Raw genomic sequence first — 16,713 nt, forward strand, 5'->3', positions numbered from 1 at the left:
AAAATGAAAAAAACGCTTCAAATTGCTTTAGCTGCGACTTTTTTTGCAGGTTGTGCTAGTACTTCTGTTACTTCATCTGCTTCTAAAGGTAATAATGAACTTGTACAAAATCAGCTTTTCAAAATAGAAAAAATTATAGTAAATGGTAAAACTTTTGATCCAAAAAACGCAGAGGAAAGTCCAAATATTAGTTTTGAAAATAATAAATTTTATGGTTATTCAGGATGTAATCGTTTTTTTGGCTCTTACCAAACTAAGGCGGATACTTTGCAAATCGAAGGTGATCGCGTAGCTTCAACTCAAATGCTTTGTCACCCAACGGATGTAATGGATTTTGAAAATTCTTTCCTTTCAAATTTCAAAGGAACTTTTAAAATTTCAAATGAAAATGGAAAACTTGTTTTAAGCAATGATGAAATGAAAATCTTTTTTAAATAATACCCTAAAGCCTTGAAATATCGAGGCAATCTTCTTAAATTTGACAAAAGTCTAAAAAATGATACAATTATAATTTTATTATCAAAAAAGGTAGTTAAATGATAAAATCAATTCCTGAATGGAGTGAGCAAGAATACCTCATGCTTTCTTTACCCCATGAAAAAAGTGATTGGAATCCCTACTTAGAGGAAATTTTGCAAAGTTATAAAGAATTTGTAAAAGCAGTGAGTGAATTTCAAAAAGTTTTACTTATAGCTCCTAAACAGAGTGATTTTGAAAATTTTAAAGATATAAAAAATGTAGAGTATTTTAAATGTGATACCAATGATACTTGGATACGCGATTTTGGAGCTATAGATATAGTAGAAAATGGTCGCTTAAAGGCTCTTGATTTTACTTTTAATGCTTGGGGAAATAAATTTCAAAGTGAGCTTGATAATGCTGTAAATTCTAAGCTTTTTAAAGAAAAATTTAAAGAGGAGCTTAAAAAAGTAGATTTTGTTTTAGAAGGAGGAAGCATTGACTTTAATGGAGAGGGTGTGATGCTTACAAGCTCTCATTGTCTTTTAAATGAAAATAGAAATTCTCATCTAAACAAAACTCAAATTGATACAAAATTAAAAGAAATTTTTGGTTTAAAACAAATTATTTGGCTAGAAAATGGTTTCATAAAAGGCGATGATACAGATCATCATATCGATACCTTAGCAAGATTTATAGATAAAAATACAATAGCGCATTGTATTTGTGAAGATGAAGAGGATGAGCATTATTTGCCTTTACAAAAAATGAAAGAAGAGCTTGAAAAAACAGGCTTTGATTTAGTAGAACTTCCTATACCTAAGCCTTTATACTACGAAGAAAGAAGATTGGGCGCAACTTATGCGAATTTTGTTTTTATAAATAATGCTTTAATTGTGCCTTTTTATAAGGATAAAAATGATGAAATCATAGTTAAAAGACTTTCTAAAGCTTTACCTAGTCATAAAATTATAGGAGTAGATGCAAGAGTGTTTTTACGACAAAATGGTTCTTTGCATTGTTCTTGTCAAAATCGTTTCAAAGGTTTAAGATGAGTTTGCAAAAAAAAGCAACTCTTGCAGCAAGTTTATGTGCTATTGTTTTAGCCTTAGTTAAATTTATAGTAGGCTTAACAAGTGGTTCTGTTGCAGTGCTTTCAAGTGCGATTGATTCTTTGATGGATTTTGCTATTTCTGCTTTTAATTTTTTAGCCCTTAAAAAAAGCTCACAAAAGGCGAATGAAAATTATAATTTTGGTTTTTCCAAAATCGAAGCTTTAATGGGTTTGTTAGAAGGTGTTTTTATAGTTGGTGTGGGGGTTTTTATTTTTTATGAGAGCATTTTAAAGATTTATTATAAAGAAGAAATTAAAGATTTAAGCTCAAGCATCTATGTGATGATTTTTGCTTTAATTATGACTTTTTTTCTTGTGCTTTTTTTAAATTATGTAGCTAAAAAAACCAAAAGTTTGATTATAGAAAGTGATGCTTTGCATTACAAAACAGATTGCTTAACGAATGCTTGCACTTTAGGAGCTTTAGCATTGATTTATTTTACAAATTTACATATTATTGATGCTATTTTTGGGATAGTTATTAGTCTTTATACGGCATTTTCTGCTTTTAAAATCATTAAAAAAGCTTTGGCTTTTTTAATGGATGAGGCTTTACCTAGGGAGCAAGTAGATAAAATTTGTACTTTGATTTCTAATAATCCTGAAATAATTTCCTATCATGAATTAAAGACGCGTAAAACTCCAAGTTGTAATTATTTAAGCGTGCATTTGGTTTTTTGCCCTATAATTTCACTTTTAAATGCGCATAAAATTGCAGATGAGATAGAAGAGAGTGTGCGTAAGATATTTGAAACTGAAAAATGGGATATACAAATTCATTTAGATCCTTATGATGATGCAGAGCAAGAAAGGCAAAGACAATGAAAATTGCTTTAATACAACAAAAATTTCATTCAAATAAAGAACAAACTATAAAAAAAACTTGCGAATTTATAGAAGAAGTCTCTAAACAAGGAGCTGAGCTTGTTTGTTTAGGAGAACTTCATCAAAGTGAGTATTTTTGTCAAAGTGAAAATGTGGATTTTTTTGACTATGCTAATGATTATGAAAAAGATGTGAAATTTTGGGCAAATATAGCTAGAAAAAATCAAATAGTGCTTATTACTTCACTATTTGAAAAACGAAGTGCCGGACTTTATCATAATACCGCAGTGGTTTTTGAAAAAGATGGCTCTATAGCGGGCAAATATCGCAAAATGCACATACCTGATGATCCTTGTTTTTATGAAAAATTTTATTTTACTCCTGGAGATTTGGGTTTTGAACCTATAAATACAAGTTTAGGCAAGCTTGGAGTGCTTATTTGTTGGGATCAGTGGTATCCTGAAGCAGCAAGAATTATGGCTTTAAAAGGAGCTGAGATTCTTATTTATCCTACGGCAATTGGTTGGTTTGATAAGGATGAAGATGAAGAAAAACAAAGACAGCTCAATGCTTGGCTTGGTGTACAAAAAGGACATGCTATAGCTAATGGTTTATATGTAGTAGCTATCAATAGAGTAGGTTTTGAAAAAGATGTAAGTAGGGTAGAAGAGGGTATTAGATTTTGGGGAAATTCTTTTGTTTTTGGCCCTCAAGGTGAAGAACTTTGTCTTTTAGATTCTCAAAACGAATGTGTAAAAATCATAGAAATAGATAAAAAAAGAAGTGAAAATGTGCGTCGTTGGTGGCCTTTTTTGCGAGATAGACGCATAGAATATTTTGCAGATTTAACTAAAAGATTTATTGATTAAAACAATAAATCTTATTTGTTTTGCATATTTTTAAGATAGCTTTTTATTTGCTCTTTTTCCTGTTCGTTTAAATTTATAAAACTTATTTCTTTAAGTCTTGATAAAAGCAAATTATCTTCTAAAATTTCATTTTTTCCTATTTCTAAAGAAGTGATAACACTAGAACTTATGAGAAGTCTTTGGGTTGTATCTTTTCTTAAGCCCCATATATTATGTATGGCAATATTATTATCTGCAATTTGTCCTGCATAAAGCATAATATGTCCAGGTAAATAAAGTAAGCTAAGATAAGCTTTCCCAAAGCGATTTAGAAAATCTTTTTTTTGAGAATTGCTAAGAGTGCTTATATCAAAATGATTAAAAGAGTTTTTTTGTGCAGCTGAATTTCTTGGCAAGTAAAGTCCAAAAGCTGAAAAGATATCACGAGTTAGTAAAGAACAATCTCTTTCAAAATTATAACCGCCCCAACCATAAGGTAAATTTAAAACTTGTGAAAGTTGATTTTTTAAATTTTTATCATTGAATTGTAAAGGAAATTTAGATACATCTTTTTTAGAAATTTTATATTTTTTAGAACCTATTTTTCCATAAAAATAGTTTTTATCTTCTTTGTAGTAAGGATAAATAGCGCCAATTCTACTTTCAAAGAAAAATTTACCATCTTCGCTATAGATAGGAAATTTTTCTTTTAGTGGTGTGATAAAGTTAAGATTTTCATAGATTTTCGCTCTATCGTTTGAGAAAAATTCCAAATTTTTACTTTCAATAAATCCAAATCCAGTTTCACTTAAAACAAAAGCATAACGCTTATCTTTACTAAAATGTGAAATTAAGACAGGGGTTCCAGCATTTAAAATGCCATCGCTTGCATAGTCAAAAGGAAGTCCTTCATTTTCAAAAAAAGGATTTTTTAAGATAGATCTTTGGGTTGGAAGATTTTTAATGATTGTATTTTGGATAATCAAAGCTTTTTGATTAAGTTTGCCGAATTCTTGGATATTTGCGTTATTTATAGCATTTTTAAACCATGAAAGTGGAATAATTTGTTTATTAAAAAAATAATAAGTATTTTTTGAATTTAAATATAAAGGAAAGGACCAAAAAATATTTTGTCCTTTGTAGTTTTTAAATGAATCATGCCAAGGATTAAAGAAATATTTTTTATATCGTTTTGCTTCAAAATTAATATCGTAAGCAAATTGTGGCAAAATGCTTACATTTTGTTCGTATTCAAGTTTTGCATAATGTTGATCTTTATTTTTTTGTTCTAAATTTTCATAATGAAGTGAAGTTAAATTTTTTGTTGAACAAGCTGTTAAAAATAGCACTATAAAAGTAAAATATAAACAAGATTTCATAATTAACCTTTTAGAAAAAATAGTTATAATTAAAGCCAAGGAAATATAATGCTTGATAAACTAGAAAAAATTTTAGCTTATGATAATGTTTTTTTAAGCGGTGGTGCTGGAGTTGGTAAAAGCTTTTTGACAAATGAGCTTATCAAATCTTATAGAAAACAAAAAAAATTAGCCATAGCTCTTGGTTCTAGTGCTCTATCGGCGTTTAATATAGGCGGTGTTACTTTACACAGCTTTTTTTGTTTAGGGTATTGTGATGATATGATGAAATTAAGTGCATTAGATCGCAATCAAAAACAAAAAGAAAAATTAACAAAACTTAAAGAGCTTTTAAAAACGACTGAACTTATTATTATCGACGAAATTTCCATGGTTAGCGCAAGTGTTTTTGAAATGATAGGCTTTAGACTTAAAAATTCTCAATTTAATGGAAAAATTTTAGTTGTTGGAGATTTTTTTCAACTGCCTCCTGTGATTAAAGAAAAAAAAGAAACTTTATTTAACCATTCTTATTATGCTTTTTCTTCATTTTTTTGGCAAGACTTAAATTTTAAGAATATTAAACTTTCTCAACCTAAAAGAACGCAAAATGTGGAATTTTATAACCATTTATCTTTGATTAGACAAGGTTTTTTAGATGAAAAAATTTTAAGCTTTTTTGAATCTTTGCGAATTGATTATAAAGAATTAGAAAATTTAGAAGATGATTATACTTTACTTTGTGGTATCAATAAAAAAGTAAACAATATCAATCAAGAAAAATTAAGCAAACTTGAGACCCTACTTGTATGCTTTAAGGCTCAGGTTAAAAAAGAAGATAAGAGAATAAAAGATGAAGAACTTGATTCTTGGATTGGAAGCTTAAATATATTGGAAGAATTAAATATTAAAATAGGCGCTCGTATTATTTTTTGTGTAAATAATTGGGATAAGAATTATTATAATGGAGAGCAAGGCATTATAGAAGATATTCTTTATGAAGAGGAGAAAATTTATATTAGCATTATTAAAAATAATGGGATGAAAATTTTACTTGAACCTTATACTTTTTTCATGGAAGAACTTGAGCAATCAGGTAAAGATTTTGTTGTTAATATTCTCGCAAGTGTTACACAGTTTCCTATTAAATTAGCTTATGCTATCACTATACACAAATCACAAGGCATGAGTATTGAAAAATTAGTGTGTGATATTGATCATATTTTTGAAAATGGACAGCTTTATGTCGCTCTTTCTCGCGCTACAAATCCAAATACTTTAAAAATTTATTCTACAAAAAAGATAAATTTTCGATTTTATTTTGCTAATATTTTAAAAATAGATTCTAATGTGATCGAATTTTATAAAAAACATAATTTTTTAGATCTTGAAATACAAGAACAAATCATTTAAAGGCATTAAATGAAAAAAATATTTTTAAGTGTTTTTTTGGTTTTGAGTTTAAATGCTCAAAATCTTGAAATAGATAAAATAAGAACAGATTTGTATTCTAAAAGCGGGGCAAATGTTCTTAAAAAAGTTGAAATTTCTTTGGAATTTGATGGGAATAATTTAAAAGAAAATGAAAATAAGTTAATTGATGCTGTAAATACAGTAATTTCAGGGTTTTTTTACGAAGATATTTTTACAGAAATTGGAAAAAATAATTTTAAAAAAACTTTAGAAAAATTTTTAGATAAGAAATATAAGATTAAATTAGGTGATATATATATCATATCTTTAAGCGGAGTCGAGAAATTTGATTTAGAGGAGTTTAAACGCTTTTTAGAAAGCACTGAGGCTAAAGAGAAGGGTATAGGTAGCGAGGTAAAAAAAGCACTTGAAAATTTAGAAGTTCCTAAAACCCAAGCTCCTAGTGTTGAAAAGATCTCAACTCCTGGTGTTCCAAATTTAGAAGCCAAGCAAGCTGAACAGCTTTTCAAAGATCCAGATGAAGAAAATAAAAATGACAATGGAGAAATTAATATAGATAATTTAAATACACCTAAAATGACTCCAGATATAGAAGAAAAAATTAAAAGAGATTTAATCGCCAATCCTCCACAAATATTTAAAGAAAATAATGCAAGCAAACCTTATCATTTGCCACAAACAGGCTATGATATAAAGCTTGATGAAAATTCAACGCAAAATTAGCGAACTATATCATAATTTTGCGGAATTTTTGCCTTAAAAACATCGAAATTAATTTTTGGATTTTTAGTTTGATTGTTTAGATTGATTATAACATCATTTTCAAATTCATCTTTATAGGATATGCTTTGAATTTGCTCTTGATCAAGCTTAATTGTATAGCTTATATTATCATATTTTGCTACAAGTTTATCTTTATCCATAAGACTTGCTTTTTTGAAAATTTCATTAAGATTTGGAATGTTATCAAGATGAGAGAAAATGACTTGCTCTAGATCGTGCTCTACTATGGTTACTTGATTTTTGTTAATATAAATCTCTTTTTTACTAGGAGTATCATAACTCCAATATGCTTGATCTTTACCCAGTATAAAATGTCCAGAATAGGAAAGTGTAGAGTTTTTGGATTTTACTATTTGGATAAAATCGCTTGAAAAGGTATTAAAATTAAGATCAAGGGCAAAAAGTTGTCCTATAAAAATAAAAAATATCAAGAATGTTTTTTTCATTTATTTTCCTTAAAAAATTATATTTTTTATATCATTCTAGCTAATTTTAATTAAATAATCGTTATAATGATAGTTTGAAAAATTTATAAAGGTTTAAAAATGTTTTTAAATACCTTAAAAGCTGTTTTTGGAACAAAAAACGATCGTGAAGTTAAAAAATACTTCAAGCGTGTAGCACAAATCAATGCTTTAGAAAGTAAGTATCGAAATTTAAGCGACGATGAATTAAAAGCCGAATTTGCGAAATTTAAAGAGCAAATTTTAAGCGGAGAAAAAAACGAGAATGATATCTTAAATGATGTTTTTGCTATAGTTAGAGAGACAGGTAAGAGAACTTTAAATATGCGTCATTTTGATGTGCAGTTAATCGGTGGTATGGTTTTGCACGATGGAAAAATCGCAGAAATGAAAACAGGGGAGGGTAAAACTCTTGTGGCGACCTTGCCTGTTGTTTTAAATGCCATGAGTGGAAAAGGCGTACATGTCGTTACAGTAAATGATTATTTAGCTAAAAGAGATGCTGAGCAAATGAGTGCGATTTATAACTTTTTAGGTTTTAGTGTAGGTGTGGTACTTTCTTCTCAAAATAGTGATTTAGAACACAAACAAGCTTATGATTGTGATATTACTTATGGAACAAATAATGAGTTTGGTTTTGACTACTTGCGTGATAATATGAAATTTTCAAAAGCTGAAAAAGTCCAAAGAGAGCATAATTTTGTTATTGTAGATGAAGTAGATAGTATTTTAATTGATGAGGCAAGAACTCCGCTTATTATCAGCGGTCCAACAAATCGCACTTTAGATGGTTATATTAAAGCCAACGAAGTAGCTAAGCAAATGCAAAAAGGTGAAGCAGTTTTACCTCCTGCAAAACCTGAGGGTGATTTTGTGGTAGATGAGAAAAATCGTAGTGTTTTGATTACCGAAGCAGGTATTGCTAAGGCTGAAAAACTTTTTGGTGTAGAAAATTTATACAGTCTTGATAATGCTATCTTAGCACATCAGCTTGATCAAGCTTTAAAGGCGCATAATCTTTTTGAAAAAGATGTGCATTACGTTTTAAGAAATAAAGAAGTTATTATCGTTGATGAATTTACAGGGCGTTTAAGTGAAGGACGTCGTTTTAGTGAGGGACTTCATCAAGCTTTAGAAGCTAAAGAAAATGTAAAAATTCAAGAAGAAAGTCAAACTTTAGCAGATATCACTTTTCAAAATTATTTTAGAATGTATAACAAACTTGCAGGCATGACAGGAACTGCACAAACTGAAGCGACGGAATTTTCGCAAATTTATAGTTTAGATGTTATTTCTATACCAACAAATATTCCTATTAAAAGACAAGATAAGGATGATCTTATCTATAAAACTCAAAATGAAAAATTTAAAGCTGTGATTGAAGAGATTAAAAAAGCTAATGCTAAAGGTCAGCCGGTACTTGTAGGGACTGCAAGCATAGAACGCAGTGAAGTTTTTCATAATATGCTTGTAAAAGAGAAAATCCCCCATCATGTTTTAAATGCAAAAAATCATGAACAAGAAGCTTTGATTATCCAAGATGCTGGTAAAAAGGGTGCTGTAACTATTGCTACAAATATGGCGGGTCGCGGTGTAGATATTAAAATCGATGATGAAATTAGAGCTTTAGGCGGACTTTATATCATAGGTACAGAAAGACATGAAAGCCGCCGTATTGACAATCAGCTTCGTGGTCGTGCAGGAAGACAAGGTGATCCTGGTATAAGTCGTTTTTATTTGAGTTTAGAAGATAATCTTTTAAGAATTTTTGGTGGAGATCGTATTAAAAGCATTATGGATCGCTTAGGTATAGAAGAGGGTGAGAGTATAGAATCAAGAATTGTTACAAGAGCGGTTGAAAATGCACAAAAAAAAGTAGAAAGTTTACATTTTGAAAGTAGAAAACATTTGTTAGAATACGATGATGTGGCAAATGAACAAAGAAAAACCATTTATCGCTATCGTAATGAGCTTTTAGATGAAAACTATGATATTAGAGCTAAAATTTCTCAAAATATCGCTGAATATAGTGCAAATGTAATGAATGATTATATGCTTGATGAAAGCGGTTCTAATGTAAATTTTGAAAATTTGAAAGCAAAAATTTTATATGAATGTTCAACTCAGATTAGTGAAAAAGATTTTGAGAATTTAAGCGTCATTGAAATGCAAGATAAGCTAAGTCAAATTCTTGAAAATTCTTATAATGAAAAGATGTCAAGACTTGAGGTTAAAGAACTACGTAATATAGAGCGTATTTTATATTTGCAAGTTTTAGATAATGCTTGGAGAGAGCATTTGTATCAAATGGATATTTTAAAAACAGGAATAGGGCTTCGTGGATACAATCAAAAAGATCCTCTTGTGGAATATAAGAAAGAAAGTTATAATCTTTTCTTGGAGTTAGTCAATCGTATTAAATTTGATAGTATTAAACTACTTTTTAGCGTGCAATTTAATCAAGAAGAGGCGCAAAATTTAGAAAATAAAGCCAATGAAGAAAATGAAAAGCTACTTCAAAGCTCAGTAGAAATGGGTGCAAGCGAAGATAATCTTGGCGAAGCTGAATTTAAAAAAGTTCCACGCAATGCTCCTTGTCCTTGCGGAAGTGGAAAAAAATTTAAAGAATGCCATGGAAAAAGTGGTCCTAAGCAAGGAATTTTAGCTTGAATAAAAGCGTTTTAAAATATTTACTTTTTAAATATTTAAGATTTGATAAAGAACAACCCTTTATCAATCTTTCTATGCTTTTGGCCTTTTTAGGAGTTTGTGTAGGACTTTGTGTTTTGCTTGTAGCTATGGCAATTATGAATGGTTTTGATAAAGAATTTGAAAAACGCTTTTTTGTGATGAATTATCCTATTACTATTTTGCCTAAATTCTACGCTCCTATAAATGATGAATTTATAAATGAGTTAAGAAAAACTTTTCCAAATTTGTTATTTAGCCCTTATATAAGCACTCAAGTTGTTGCAAAGGGAGATAATCGTTTTGAAGGTGGTGTGCTTTTTGGCGTTAATTTTAATGATGAAAAAAAAATAAATGAAGTGGTTGCTAAAGCTTTAAAAGATAAGAATTTAAGTGGTTTTGATATACTTGTAGGATCAGCATTTACTGATGAATTTGGTTTGCATAAAAATGACAAACTTTCACTTATTTTTTCAAATCTTAATCCTAGTGGATTTTCTTTAGTACCGCAAACTAAACGTTTTGATGTTAAAGCGCGTTTTACTTCAGGGCTTGCATTTTATGATAAGGCTTATATGTACACAGATGTTGATGCATTGAAAAAAGTACTTGGAATGTCTAAAAATCCAAATTATGATGGAATTCATGTATATAGCGATAATGCTTTTAAGGATGTTGAAAAAATTAAATCTTATTTAAAAGATGATTATGCTGTAGTAGGTTGGTGGGAACAAAATAAAAATTTCTTTTCAGCCTTAGAACTTGAAAAAAGAGCGCTTTTTATAGTATTAATGCTTATTATTTTGGTTGCAAGTTTAAATATAGTAAGTTCTTTATTGATGATAGTAATGAATCGTCGCAGTGAAATAGCACTTTTACTTGCTCTAGGTGCAAGCAAAAATGAGGTAAAAAAGAGTTTTTTTGCCTTAGGTATGCTTATTGGTGGTGGCGGTATGATAGTGGGCGTGGCACTTGCATTTTTTGCTTTATGGCTTTTAGGAAATTTTGATATTGTAACTTTGCCTGCTGATGTTTATGGAACCAGTAAATTACCACTTGATTTGTCTTTAATGGATTTTTCTTTAACTATTGTGGGTGCTTTAATAATCATAGCTTTATCATCTTTTTATCCTGCAAAAAAAGCAACTCAAATTAATATTTTAGATACTTTAAGAAACGAATAAATTGTAATGTTGGAGATTTTTATTGTCTTTGTTTATTCAAAAAAATAAGAATTTTAAACCTTTAAAACCTCTATCAAAGTCAAAAATAATCACTAATTTAATTCTTTTGATTTTATTTTTAACATTGTTTTGTTATTGCAGTTTTAGTATAAGTGCTTATCATTTTGATTTTAGTGCAATTACGACCTATAAAGAAAAATTTCTTCAAGGTTTTTTAAATACTTTAATAATTAGTTTTTTTTCTTTATTGTTGAGTATAATTTTGGGTGGAGTTTTTTGTGCTTTTTCTTTAAGTTCAATTGTTTTTTTAAGATTTTTATCTACATTTTACATAGAGCTTATCAGAGGAACCCCTTTACTGGTGCAGGTATTATTGATATATTATATCATTGCAAATAATTTAGGACTTGATAATCGATATGTGGCTGGAGTTATTATTTTATCATGTTTTTCTGCTGCTTACTTAGCTGAAATATTTAGAGCTGGAATTTTAAGTATTTCTATATCTCAGCTTGAGAGCGCTAGGGCTTTAGGGTTAAAAGAGATGCAAGTTTTTGCATATGTAATTTTTCCTCAAGCTTTAAAAAATATTTTAGCACCACTGAGTGGACAATTTGCAAATTTAATTAAAGATAGCTCCTTATTAAGCGTTATTGCTGTAAATGAATTAACCCAAAGTGCACAAGAGATAAATTCTTATACTTTTGCTACTCTTGAAGCTTATGTAATTTTGGCTATTACATATCTTGTTTTGACTTTACCTATAAGTATATTTTATCGTTATTTGGAGAGAAAATGCCAAAAATGATTTAAAAAAGCTTGACAAATAGAGCTAATTTTGGCATAATCACATTTTTATTTCAGAAAGTGTCTCGTTAGCTCAGCCGGTAGAGCATCTCCCTTTTAAGGAGGGGGCCGTTGGTTCGAATCCAACACGGGACACCATTATAAAGGTCGCTTAGCTCAGTTGGTAGAGCGCCACCCTTACAAGGTGGATGTCATAAGTTCGAGTCTTATAGTGACCACCATTTTATAAAATCATAAATAGGTTTTATAATCTCTACTTCTTTACTTTGGATGCAGCGGTAGTTCAGCTGGTTAGAATGCCGCCCTGTCACGGCGGAGGTCGCGGGTTCGAGCCCCGTCCGCTGCGCCATCTTGTCTCGTTAGCTCAGCCGGTAGAGCATCTCCCTTTTAAGGAGGGGGCCGTTGGTTCGAATCCAACACGGGACACCATTTTTATTGTTAGGGTTATGACCCTTTCGTCTAGTGGCCCAGGACAACACTCTCTCTGTGTGGAAACAGAGGTTCAAATCCTCTAGGGGTCGCCATCCATAGGTCGCTTAGCTCAGTTGGTAGAGCGCCACCCTTACAAGGTGGATGTCATAAGTTCGAGTCTTATAGTGACCACCATTTTATAAAATCATAAATAGGTTTTATAATCTCTACTTCTTTACTTTGGATGCAGCGGTAGTTCAGCTGGTTAGAATGCCGCCCTGTCACGGCGGAGGTCGCGGGTTCGAGCCCCGTCCGCTGCGCCATCTTGCTTAGTAACAATTTTATAAGTATAATTTGCAAAATAATAAAAAATAGAGCTAAGGAAAAAAATGCTTATTATTGGACATAAATTATTAAAAAATTTAGATTTTTCTTTTATTGAAAGTATTGAAGAAGTTAAAGATAATAAAGTTTATTGTATTGTTTATGATGAAAAATTGATTTCTTATTTAAGTCAAAATGATTTTGAATTTGCTATTTTAGTGCAAAATAAAGACGAGATATTTTTAGCCAATGCTTTAGGAGCTAAGTTTTTGCTTTGTAATGATAAAAAACTTGCAAAATTTGCTAGCAAGGTCGCAGAATTTTATGTTTTTGATAGTAGGGTTTTAATGATTGTTGATAAATTAGAGAATTTTAAAAAATTTTATAAATTAAAAATCGATGGAATTATTTTAAAAGATAATATAGATAATTTTCCTAAAAACTGATAAATTTTTTATTTTGTAAAATAAGTGCTAATTGACGAGGTTTAAATAATGCAAAAAAAATCTTTTTTGAAAATTTTCGGATTGATTCCTTTTTTACTCATGGTATTCATTAATGTTTTTGTAGATTTAGGACATAAGATTATTATTCAAAATACTATTTATAAAGCCTATGAAGGAAGTGAGCAATTATTTTTAAATGCTATAGTTAATGCTTTGATTTTACTTCCTTTTATTCTCATGCTTTCTCCTTCAGGTTTTTTAGCGGATAAATATCCAAAAAATATTGTAATGAAAATTTCAGCAATTTGTAATGTTGTACTCACTTTAATAATTTGCATTTGTTACTATAGTGGTGCTTTTTGGATGGCTTTTGTTTTTATTTTTATAATGGGATTACAAGCAGCGATTTATTCACCAAGCAAATACGGTTTTATCAAAGAACTCGTAGGAAAAGACTTTCTTGCTATGGGTAATGGTGTAATTAATGCAGTAAGCATTATGGCAATCTTAACAGGAATGGCTTTATTTTCTTTAAGTTTTGAAAGTCTTTATAGTTCTACATATAATCAAACAGATGAAATTTTAAAAGAAGTAGCGCCTTTAGGAATTGTGTTAATTTTATTTTCTTGTATCGAAGTATTTTTTGCATGGCGTTTGCCTAAACTCAAACAAACAAATAAAGATTTAGTTTTTAACAAAAAAGATTATATTCGTGGAAAACTTCTAGTAAATAATCTTAAGCTTGTTTTTAAAAATAAAACCATTCGGCTTTGCATAATTGGAATTTCATTTTATTGTGCTATATCTCAACTTTATCTTATCAGCTTTCCCGTCTTTGCTAAAAATGAACTTTTCATAGAAAATACTTTTTATGTGCAAATTTCACTCGCTTTTTCTGGTATAGGAGTGATTTTAGGCTCTTTAGTAGCTGGTAAATTTTCAAAAAATTATATAGAACTTGGACTTATTCCACTTGGTGTATTGGGTATGTTTTTAATGGCTTTTTTAATGCCTTATTTTATAAGTTTATTAAGTTATAGTTTTTTATTTTTCTTTTTTGGATTTTGCGGAGCTCTTTTTATCATTCCTTTAAATACTTTAATCCAATTTCATGCCAAAGAAAATGAATTAGGGCAAATTCTTGCAGGAAATATTTTTTTTCAAAATATTGCCATGTTGGGATTTTTATTTTTGGCAACTTTATTTGCAAAATTTGAAATCAATGCGATTTATTTGTTTTATTTTGTTACTTTAGTAACCTTTATAGGAAGTTTTTACATACTTTTAAAACTTCCCTTTTCTTTAGTACGTATACTTTTAAGCATAGCTTTTTTACAACGATACCGTTTGCTTGTAGAAGGTTTTGAAAATATACCAGAAAAAGGTGGAGCTTTACTTTTGGGTAATCATATTTCTTTTATTGATTGGGCTGTTGTGCAAATGGCGATTCCGAGAAAAATTTATTTTGTTATGGAAAGAAGTATTTATTCTAAATGGTATATTAAAATTTTTCTTGATAAATTTGGTATTATTCCCGTATCAAGCACGGGAAGTAAGACAAGTTTAGAACTGATAGCAAAGTATATCAAAGAAGGTAATTTAGTTTGCTTATTTCCTGAAGGTACGCTTTCGCGATATGGACAATTAAATGAATTTAAAGCAGGATTTGAATTAGCTTGTGAATGTTTAAGCGAAGATGATGGAAAAATTATTCCTTTTTATATACGAGGGCTTTGGGGTAGCGCTTTTTCAAGAAGCGATGAAGAATTTTCAGCAAGAAACCGCACTTTAAATAAAAGAAAAATTGCTATAGCTTTTGGTAAAGCTATGTCTTTGCATTCTAAAAAAGATGAAGTTAAAGCTAAAGTTTTTGAACTTTCTTTTATGGCTTGGAAATCACAATGCGAAGCTATGCATACCATAGCAAGATCTTGGATAGATATAGCTAAAAAAAATCTAAATCAAATAGCTATTATAGATACACTAGCTGGAGATATTTCTTATAGAAAAATGTTGACTCTTAGTTTATTTCTTAATTTTTTTATTAGAAGAAAATCCAAAGAATTAAACATTAATCCTCAGCGTGGAAGTTACGCTCCCAAAGAGGAAGCTATAGGAATTTTACTACCCGCTTCTTTTGCAAGCTCTTTAACCAATCTATCTGTTTTAATCGCAGAAAAAATTGCAGTAAATCTTAATTTCACTGCTGGAGAAAAAGCTCTAAAAGCAGCTATAAAAAATGCGCAAATTTCACAAATTTATACTTCTAAAACTTTTTTAGAAAAACTAGCAAATAAAGGTATAAATCTAAATTTCGATACAAATATACATTTAATTTATTTTGAAGATATTATAGAAGATTTTAAAATGCAAAAAACTAAAATTTTTAGCATGATGTTAGCAGTTAGTGTCATGCCTAGTTTTATACTCAAAACCATCTTCACTCCTTCAAAAAACAATCTTGCCGTCGCAGCTATTTTATTTAGTAGCGGAAGCGAAGGTTCTCCAAAAGGTGTTATGCTCAATAACCGTAATATTCTAAGCAATATAGCGCAAATTTCTGATGTGCTTTGCACAAGAAACAATGATGTTATTCTTTCATCTTTACCACCTTTTCATGCTTTTGGACTTACAGTAACTACGTTTTTACCTTTACTTGAAGGTATTAAAAGTATCACTTTTGCAGATCCAACTGATGCTTTGGGTGTTGCTAAGGTAGTTGCTAAAAACAATGTTACTATAATGTGTGGAACTTCAACTTTTTTAGGAATTTATGCAAGAAATAAAAAACTTGATGCTTTAATGTTTGAAAGTTTAAGAATAGTTGTATCGGGTGCCGAAAAACTAAAAAATGAGATAAGAACTGCTTTTGAAATGAAGTTTAAAAAAAGCATTTTTGAAGGTTATGGAGCTACAGAAACCACACCTGTAGTGAGTGTAAATTTGCCGAATCGTTTCGATGCGGATTATTGGCTTATGCATCGTGCCAATAAAGAAGGAAGCGTAGGAATGCCTCTACCTGGAACTGCGGTGCGTATTGTTGATCCAAATAATTATGAAAATCTAAAAACAAATGAAGATGGACTCATACTTATAGGCGGTCATCAAGTTATGGTAGGTTATCTTAATGATAAAGAAAAAACCGATGAAGTTATTAAAGAAATTGATGGTATAAGATGGTACAACACGGGAGATAAAGGGCATTTAGATGAAGATGGTTTTTTATATATTGTCGATCGTTATTCTCGCTTTGCAAAAATTGGTGGAGAGATGATTTCTTTAGGTGCAATAGAAGAAGAAATTGCCAAATTTATAGATATTGAAGTGGTTAAATTTTGTGCCACATCTTTAGAAGATGAGAAAAAAGGGGAACAAATTGTTTTACTCATAGAATGTAATAATGAATTTTTTGAAGGAGTATGTGAGGCTATAAAAAATTCTAATATACCTACACTTTTTAAACCTAGATATTATTTTCAAATAGAAAAAATTCCTATCCTAGGTTCAGGAAAAGTTGATCTTAAAAAAGTTAAAGAATTAGCTAAAAATTTAGCCTTATAATTTGATC

At 29.8% G+C, this 16,713-nt stretch carries 13 protein-coding genes and 7 tRNA genes; 18 read left to right on the top strand and 2 right to left on the bottom strand.

Annotated features, from left to right (window positions below; translation table 11 throughout):
* The first annotated feature begins 3 nt into the window (after nt 1-3).
* From ACOTU8_RS01945 to ACOTU8_RS01960, 4 genes are all read left to right on the top strand, one after another.
* Nucleotides 4-438, top strand: coding sequence for an META domain-containing protein (locus ACOTU8_RS01945; protein ID WP_422341558.1), 435 nt, complete (start codon nt 4-6; stop codon nt 436-438).
* Nucleotides 439-536: 98 nt separating this feature from the next.
* Entirely contained in the window at nt 537-1,514 is a 978-nt protein-coding gene (locus ACOTU8_RS01950) for an agmatine deiminase family protein (protein ID WP_422341559.1), read from the top strand.
* Nucleotides 1,511-2,398, top strand: a complete 888-nt coding sequence (locus tag ACOTU8_RS01955; protein ID WP_422341560.1) for a cation diffusion facilitator family transporter — start codon at nt 1,511-1,513, stop codon at nt 2,396-2,398. Before ACOTU8_RS01950 ends, ACOTU8_RS01955 begins: the two co-directional genes overlap by 4 nt.
* The gene (locus tag ACOTU8_RS01960) at nt 2,395-3,267 is read left to right on the top strand and encodes an N-carbamoylputrescine amidohydrolase (protein ID WP_422341561.1); all 873 of its coding nucleotides are present in this window, start codon (nt 2,395-2,397) and stop codon (nt 3,265-3,267) included. The genes ACOTU8_RS01955 and ACOTU8_RS01960 overlap by 4 nt, the downstream gene beginning before the upstream one ends.
* An 11-nt stretch (nt 3,268-3,278) precedes the next feature.
* Here ACOTU8_RS01960 and ACOTU8_RS01965 read toward each other — a convergent pair whose 3' ends face one another.
* A complete protein-coding gene (locus ACOTU8_RS01965; RefSeq protein WP_422341562.1) occupies nt 3,279-4,625 on the bottom strand; it encodes an SH3 domain-containing protein in 1,347 nt (448 codons plus the stop codon).
* Between the two features lie 48 nt (nt 4,626-4,673).
* Between ACOTU8_RS01965 and pif1 the strand changes: the two genes are divergently transcribed.
* Together pif1 and ACOTU8_RS01975 are read left to right on the top strand one after the other, a co-directional pair.
* A complete protein-coding gene (pif1, locus tag ACOTU8_RS01970) occupies nt 4,674-6,017 on the top strand; it encodes an ATP-dependent DNA helicase Pif1 (RefSeq protein WP_422341563.1) in 1,344 nt (447 codons plus the stop codon).
* Nucleotides 6,018-6,026: 9 nt separating this feature from the next.
* Complete coding sequence (locus tag ACOTU8_RS01975) at nt 6,027-6,761, top strand: hypothetical protein (RefSeq protein ID WP_422341564.1); 735 nt, start codon at nt 6,027-6,029, stop codon at nt 6,759-6,761.
* Here ACOTU8_RS01975 and lolA read toward each other — a convergent pair.
* Nucleotides 6,758-7,267, bottom strand: a complete 510-nt coding sequence (gene lolA / locus ACOTU8_RS01980) for a LolA-like outer membrane lipoprotein chaperone (protein ID WP_422341565.1) — start codon at nt 7,265-7,267, stop codon at nt 6,758-6,760. The two genes, ACOTU8_RS01975 and lolA, sit on opposite strands and share 4 nt — an antisense overlap.
* A gap of 99 nt (nt 7,268-7,366) precedes the next feature.
* Between lolA and secA the strand changes: the two genes are divergently transcribed.
* From secA to aas, 12 genes are all read left to right on the top strand, one after another.
* Complete coding sequence (secA, locus tag ACOTU8_RS01985; protein WP_422341566.1) at nt 7,367-9,955, top strand: preprotein translocase subunit SecA; 2,589 nt, start codon at nt 7,367-7,369, stop codon at nt 9,953-9,955.
* The gene (locus tag ACOTU8_RS01990) at nt 9,952-11,157 is read left to right on the top strand and encodes an ABC transporter permease (RefSeq protein ID WP_422341567.1); all 1,206 of its coding nucleotides are present in this window, start codon (nt 9,952-9,954) and stop codon (nt 11,155-11,157) included. The genes secA and ACOTU8_RS01990 overlap by 4 nt, the downstream gene beginning before the upstream one ends.
* Nucleotides 11,158-11,179: 22 nt before the next feature.
* Nucleotides 11,180-11,965, top strand: a complete 786-nt coding sequence (gene glnP, locus ACOTU8_RS01995; protein ID WP_422341568.1) for an amino acid ABC transporter permease — start codon at nt 11,180-11,182, stop codon at nt 11,963-11,965.
* Between the two features lie 61 nt (nt 11,966-12,026).
* A tRNA-Lys gene (locus tag ACOTU8_RS02000) sits at nt 12,027-12,102 on the top strand.
* 7 nt (nt 12,103-12,109) lie between these two features.
* A tRNA-Val gene (locus ACOTU8_RS02005) sits at nt 12,110-12,185 on the top strand.
* Between the two features lie 51 nt (nt 12,186-12,236).
* Nucleotides 12,237-12,313: transfer RNA gene (locus ACOTU8_RS02010), tRNA-Asp, on the top strand.
* 4 nt (nt 12,314-12,317) lie between these two features.
* Nucleotides 12,318-12,393 (top strand) — tRNA-Lys (locus ACOTU8_RS02015).
* A 19-nt stretch (nt 12,394-12,412) separates the two neighbouring features.
* Nucleotides 12,413-12,488: transfer RNA gene (locus tag ACOTU8_RS02020), tRNA-Arg, on the top strand.
* Between the two features lie 6 nt (nt 12,489-12,494).
* A tRNA-Val gene (locus ACOTU8_RS02025) sits at nt 12,495-12,570 on the top strand.
* A 51-nt stretch (nt 12,571-12,621) separates the two neighbouring features.
* Nucleotides 12,622-12,698, top strand: a tRNA-Asp gene (locus ACOTU8_RS02030).
* A 66-nt stretch (nt 12,699-12,764) separates the two neighbouring features.
* Entirely contained in the window at nt 12,765-13,145 is a 381-nt protein-coding gene (locus tag ACOTU8_RS02035) for a hypothetical protein (protein WP_422341569.1), read from the top strand.
* Between the two features lie 48 nt (nt 13,146-13,193).
* On the top strand, nt 13,194-16,706 hold the full coding sequence (aas, locus tag ACOTU8_RS02040; protein WP_422341570.1) for an acyl-[ACP]--phospholipid O-acyltransferase: 3,513 nt from the start codon (nt 13,194-13,196) through the stop codon (nt 16,704-16,706).
* Nucleotides 16,707-16,713: the final 7 nt, after the last annotated feature.

Source organism: Campylobacter jejuni (assembly GCF_049221745.1).
Classification (GTDB): domain Bacteria; phylum Campylobacterota; class Campylobacteria; order Campylobacterales; family Campylobacteraceae; genus Campylobacter_D; species Campylobacter_D jejuni_E.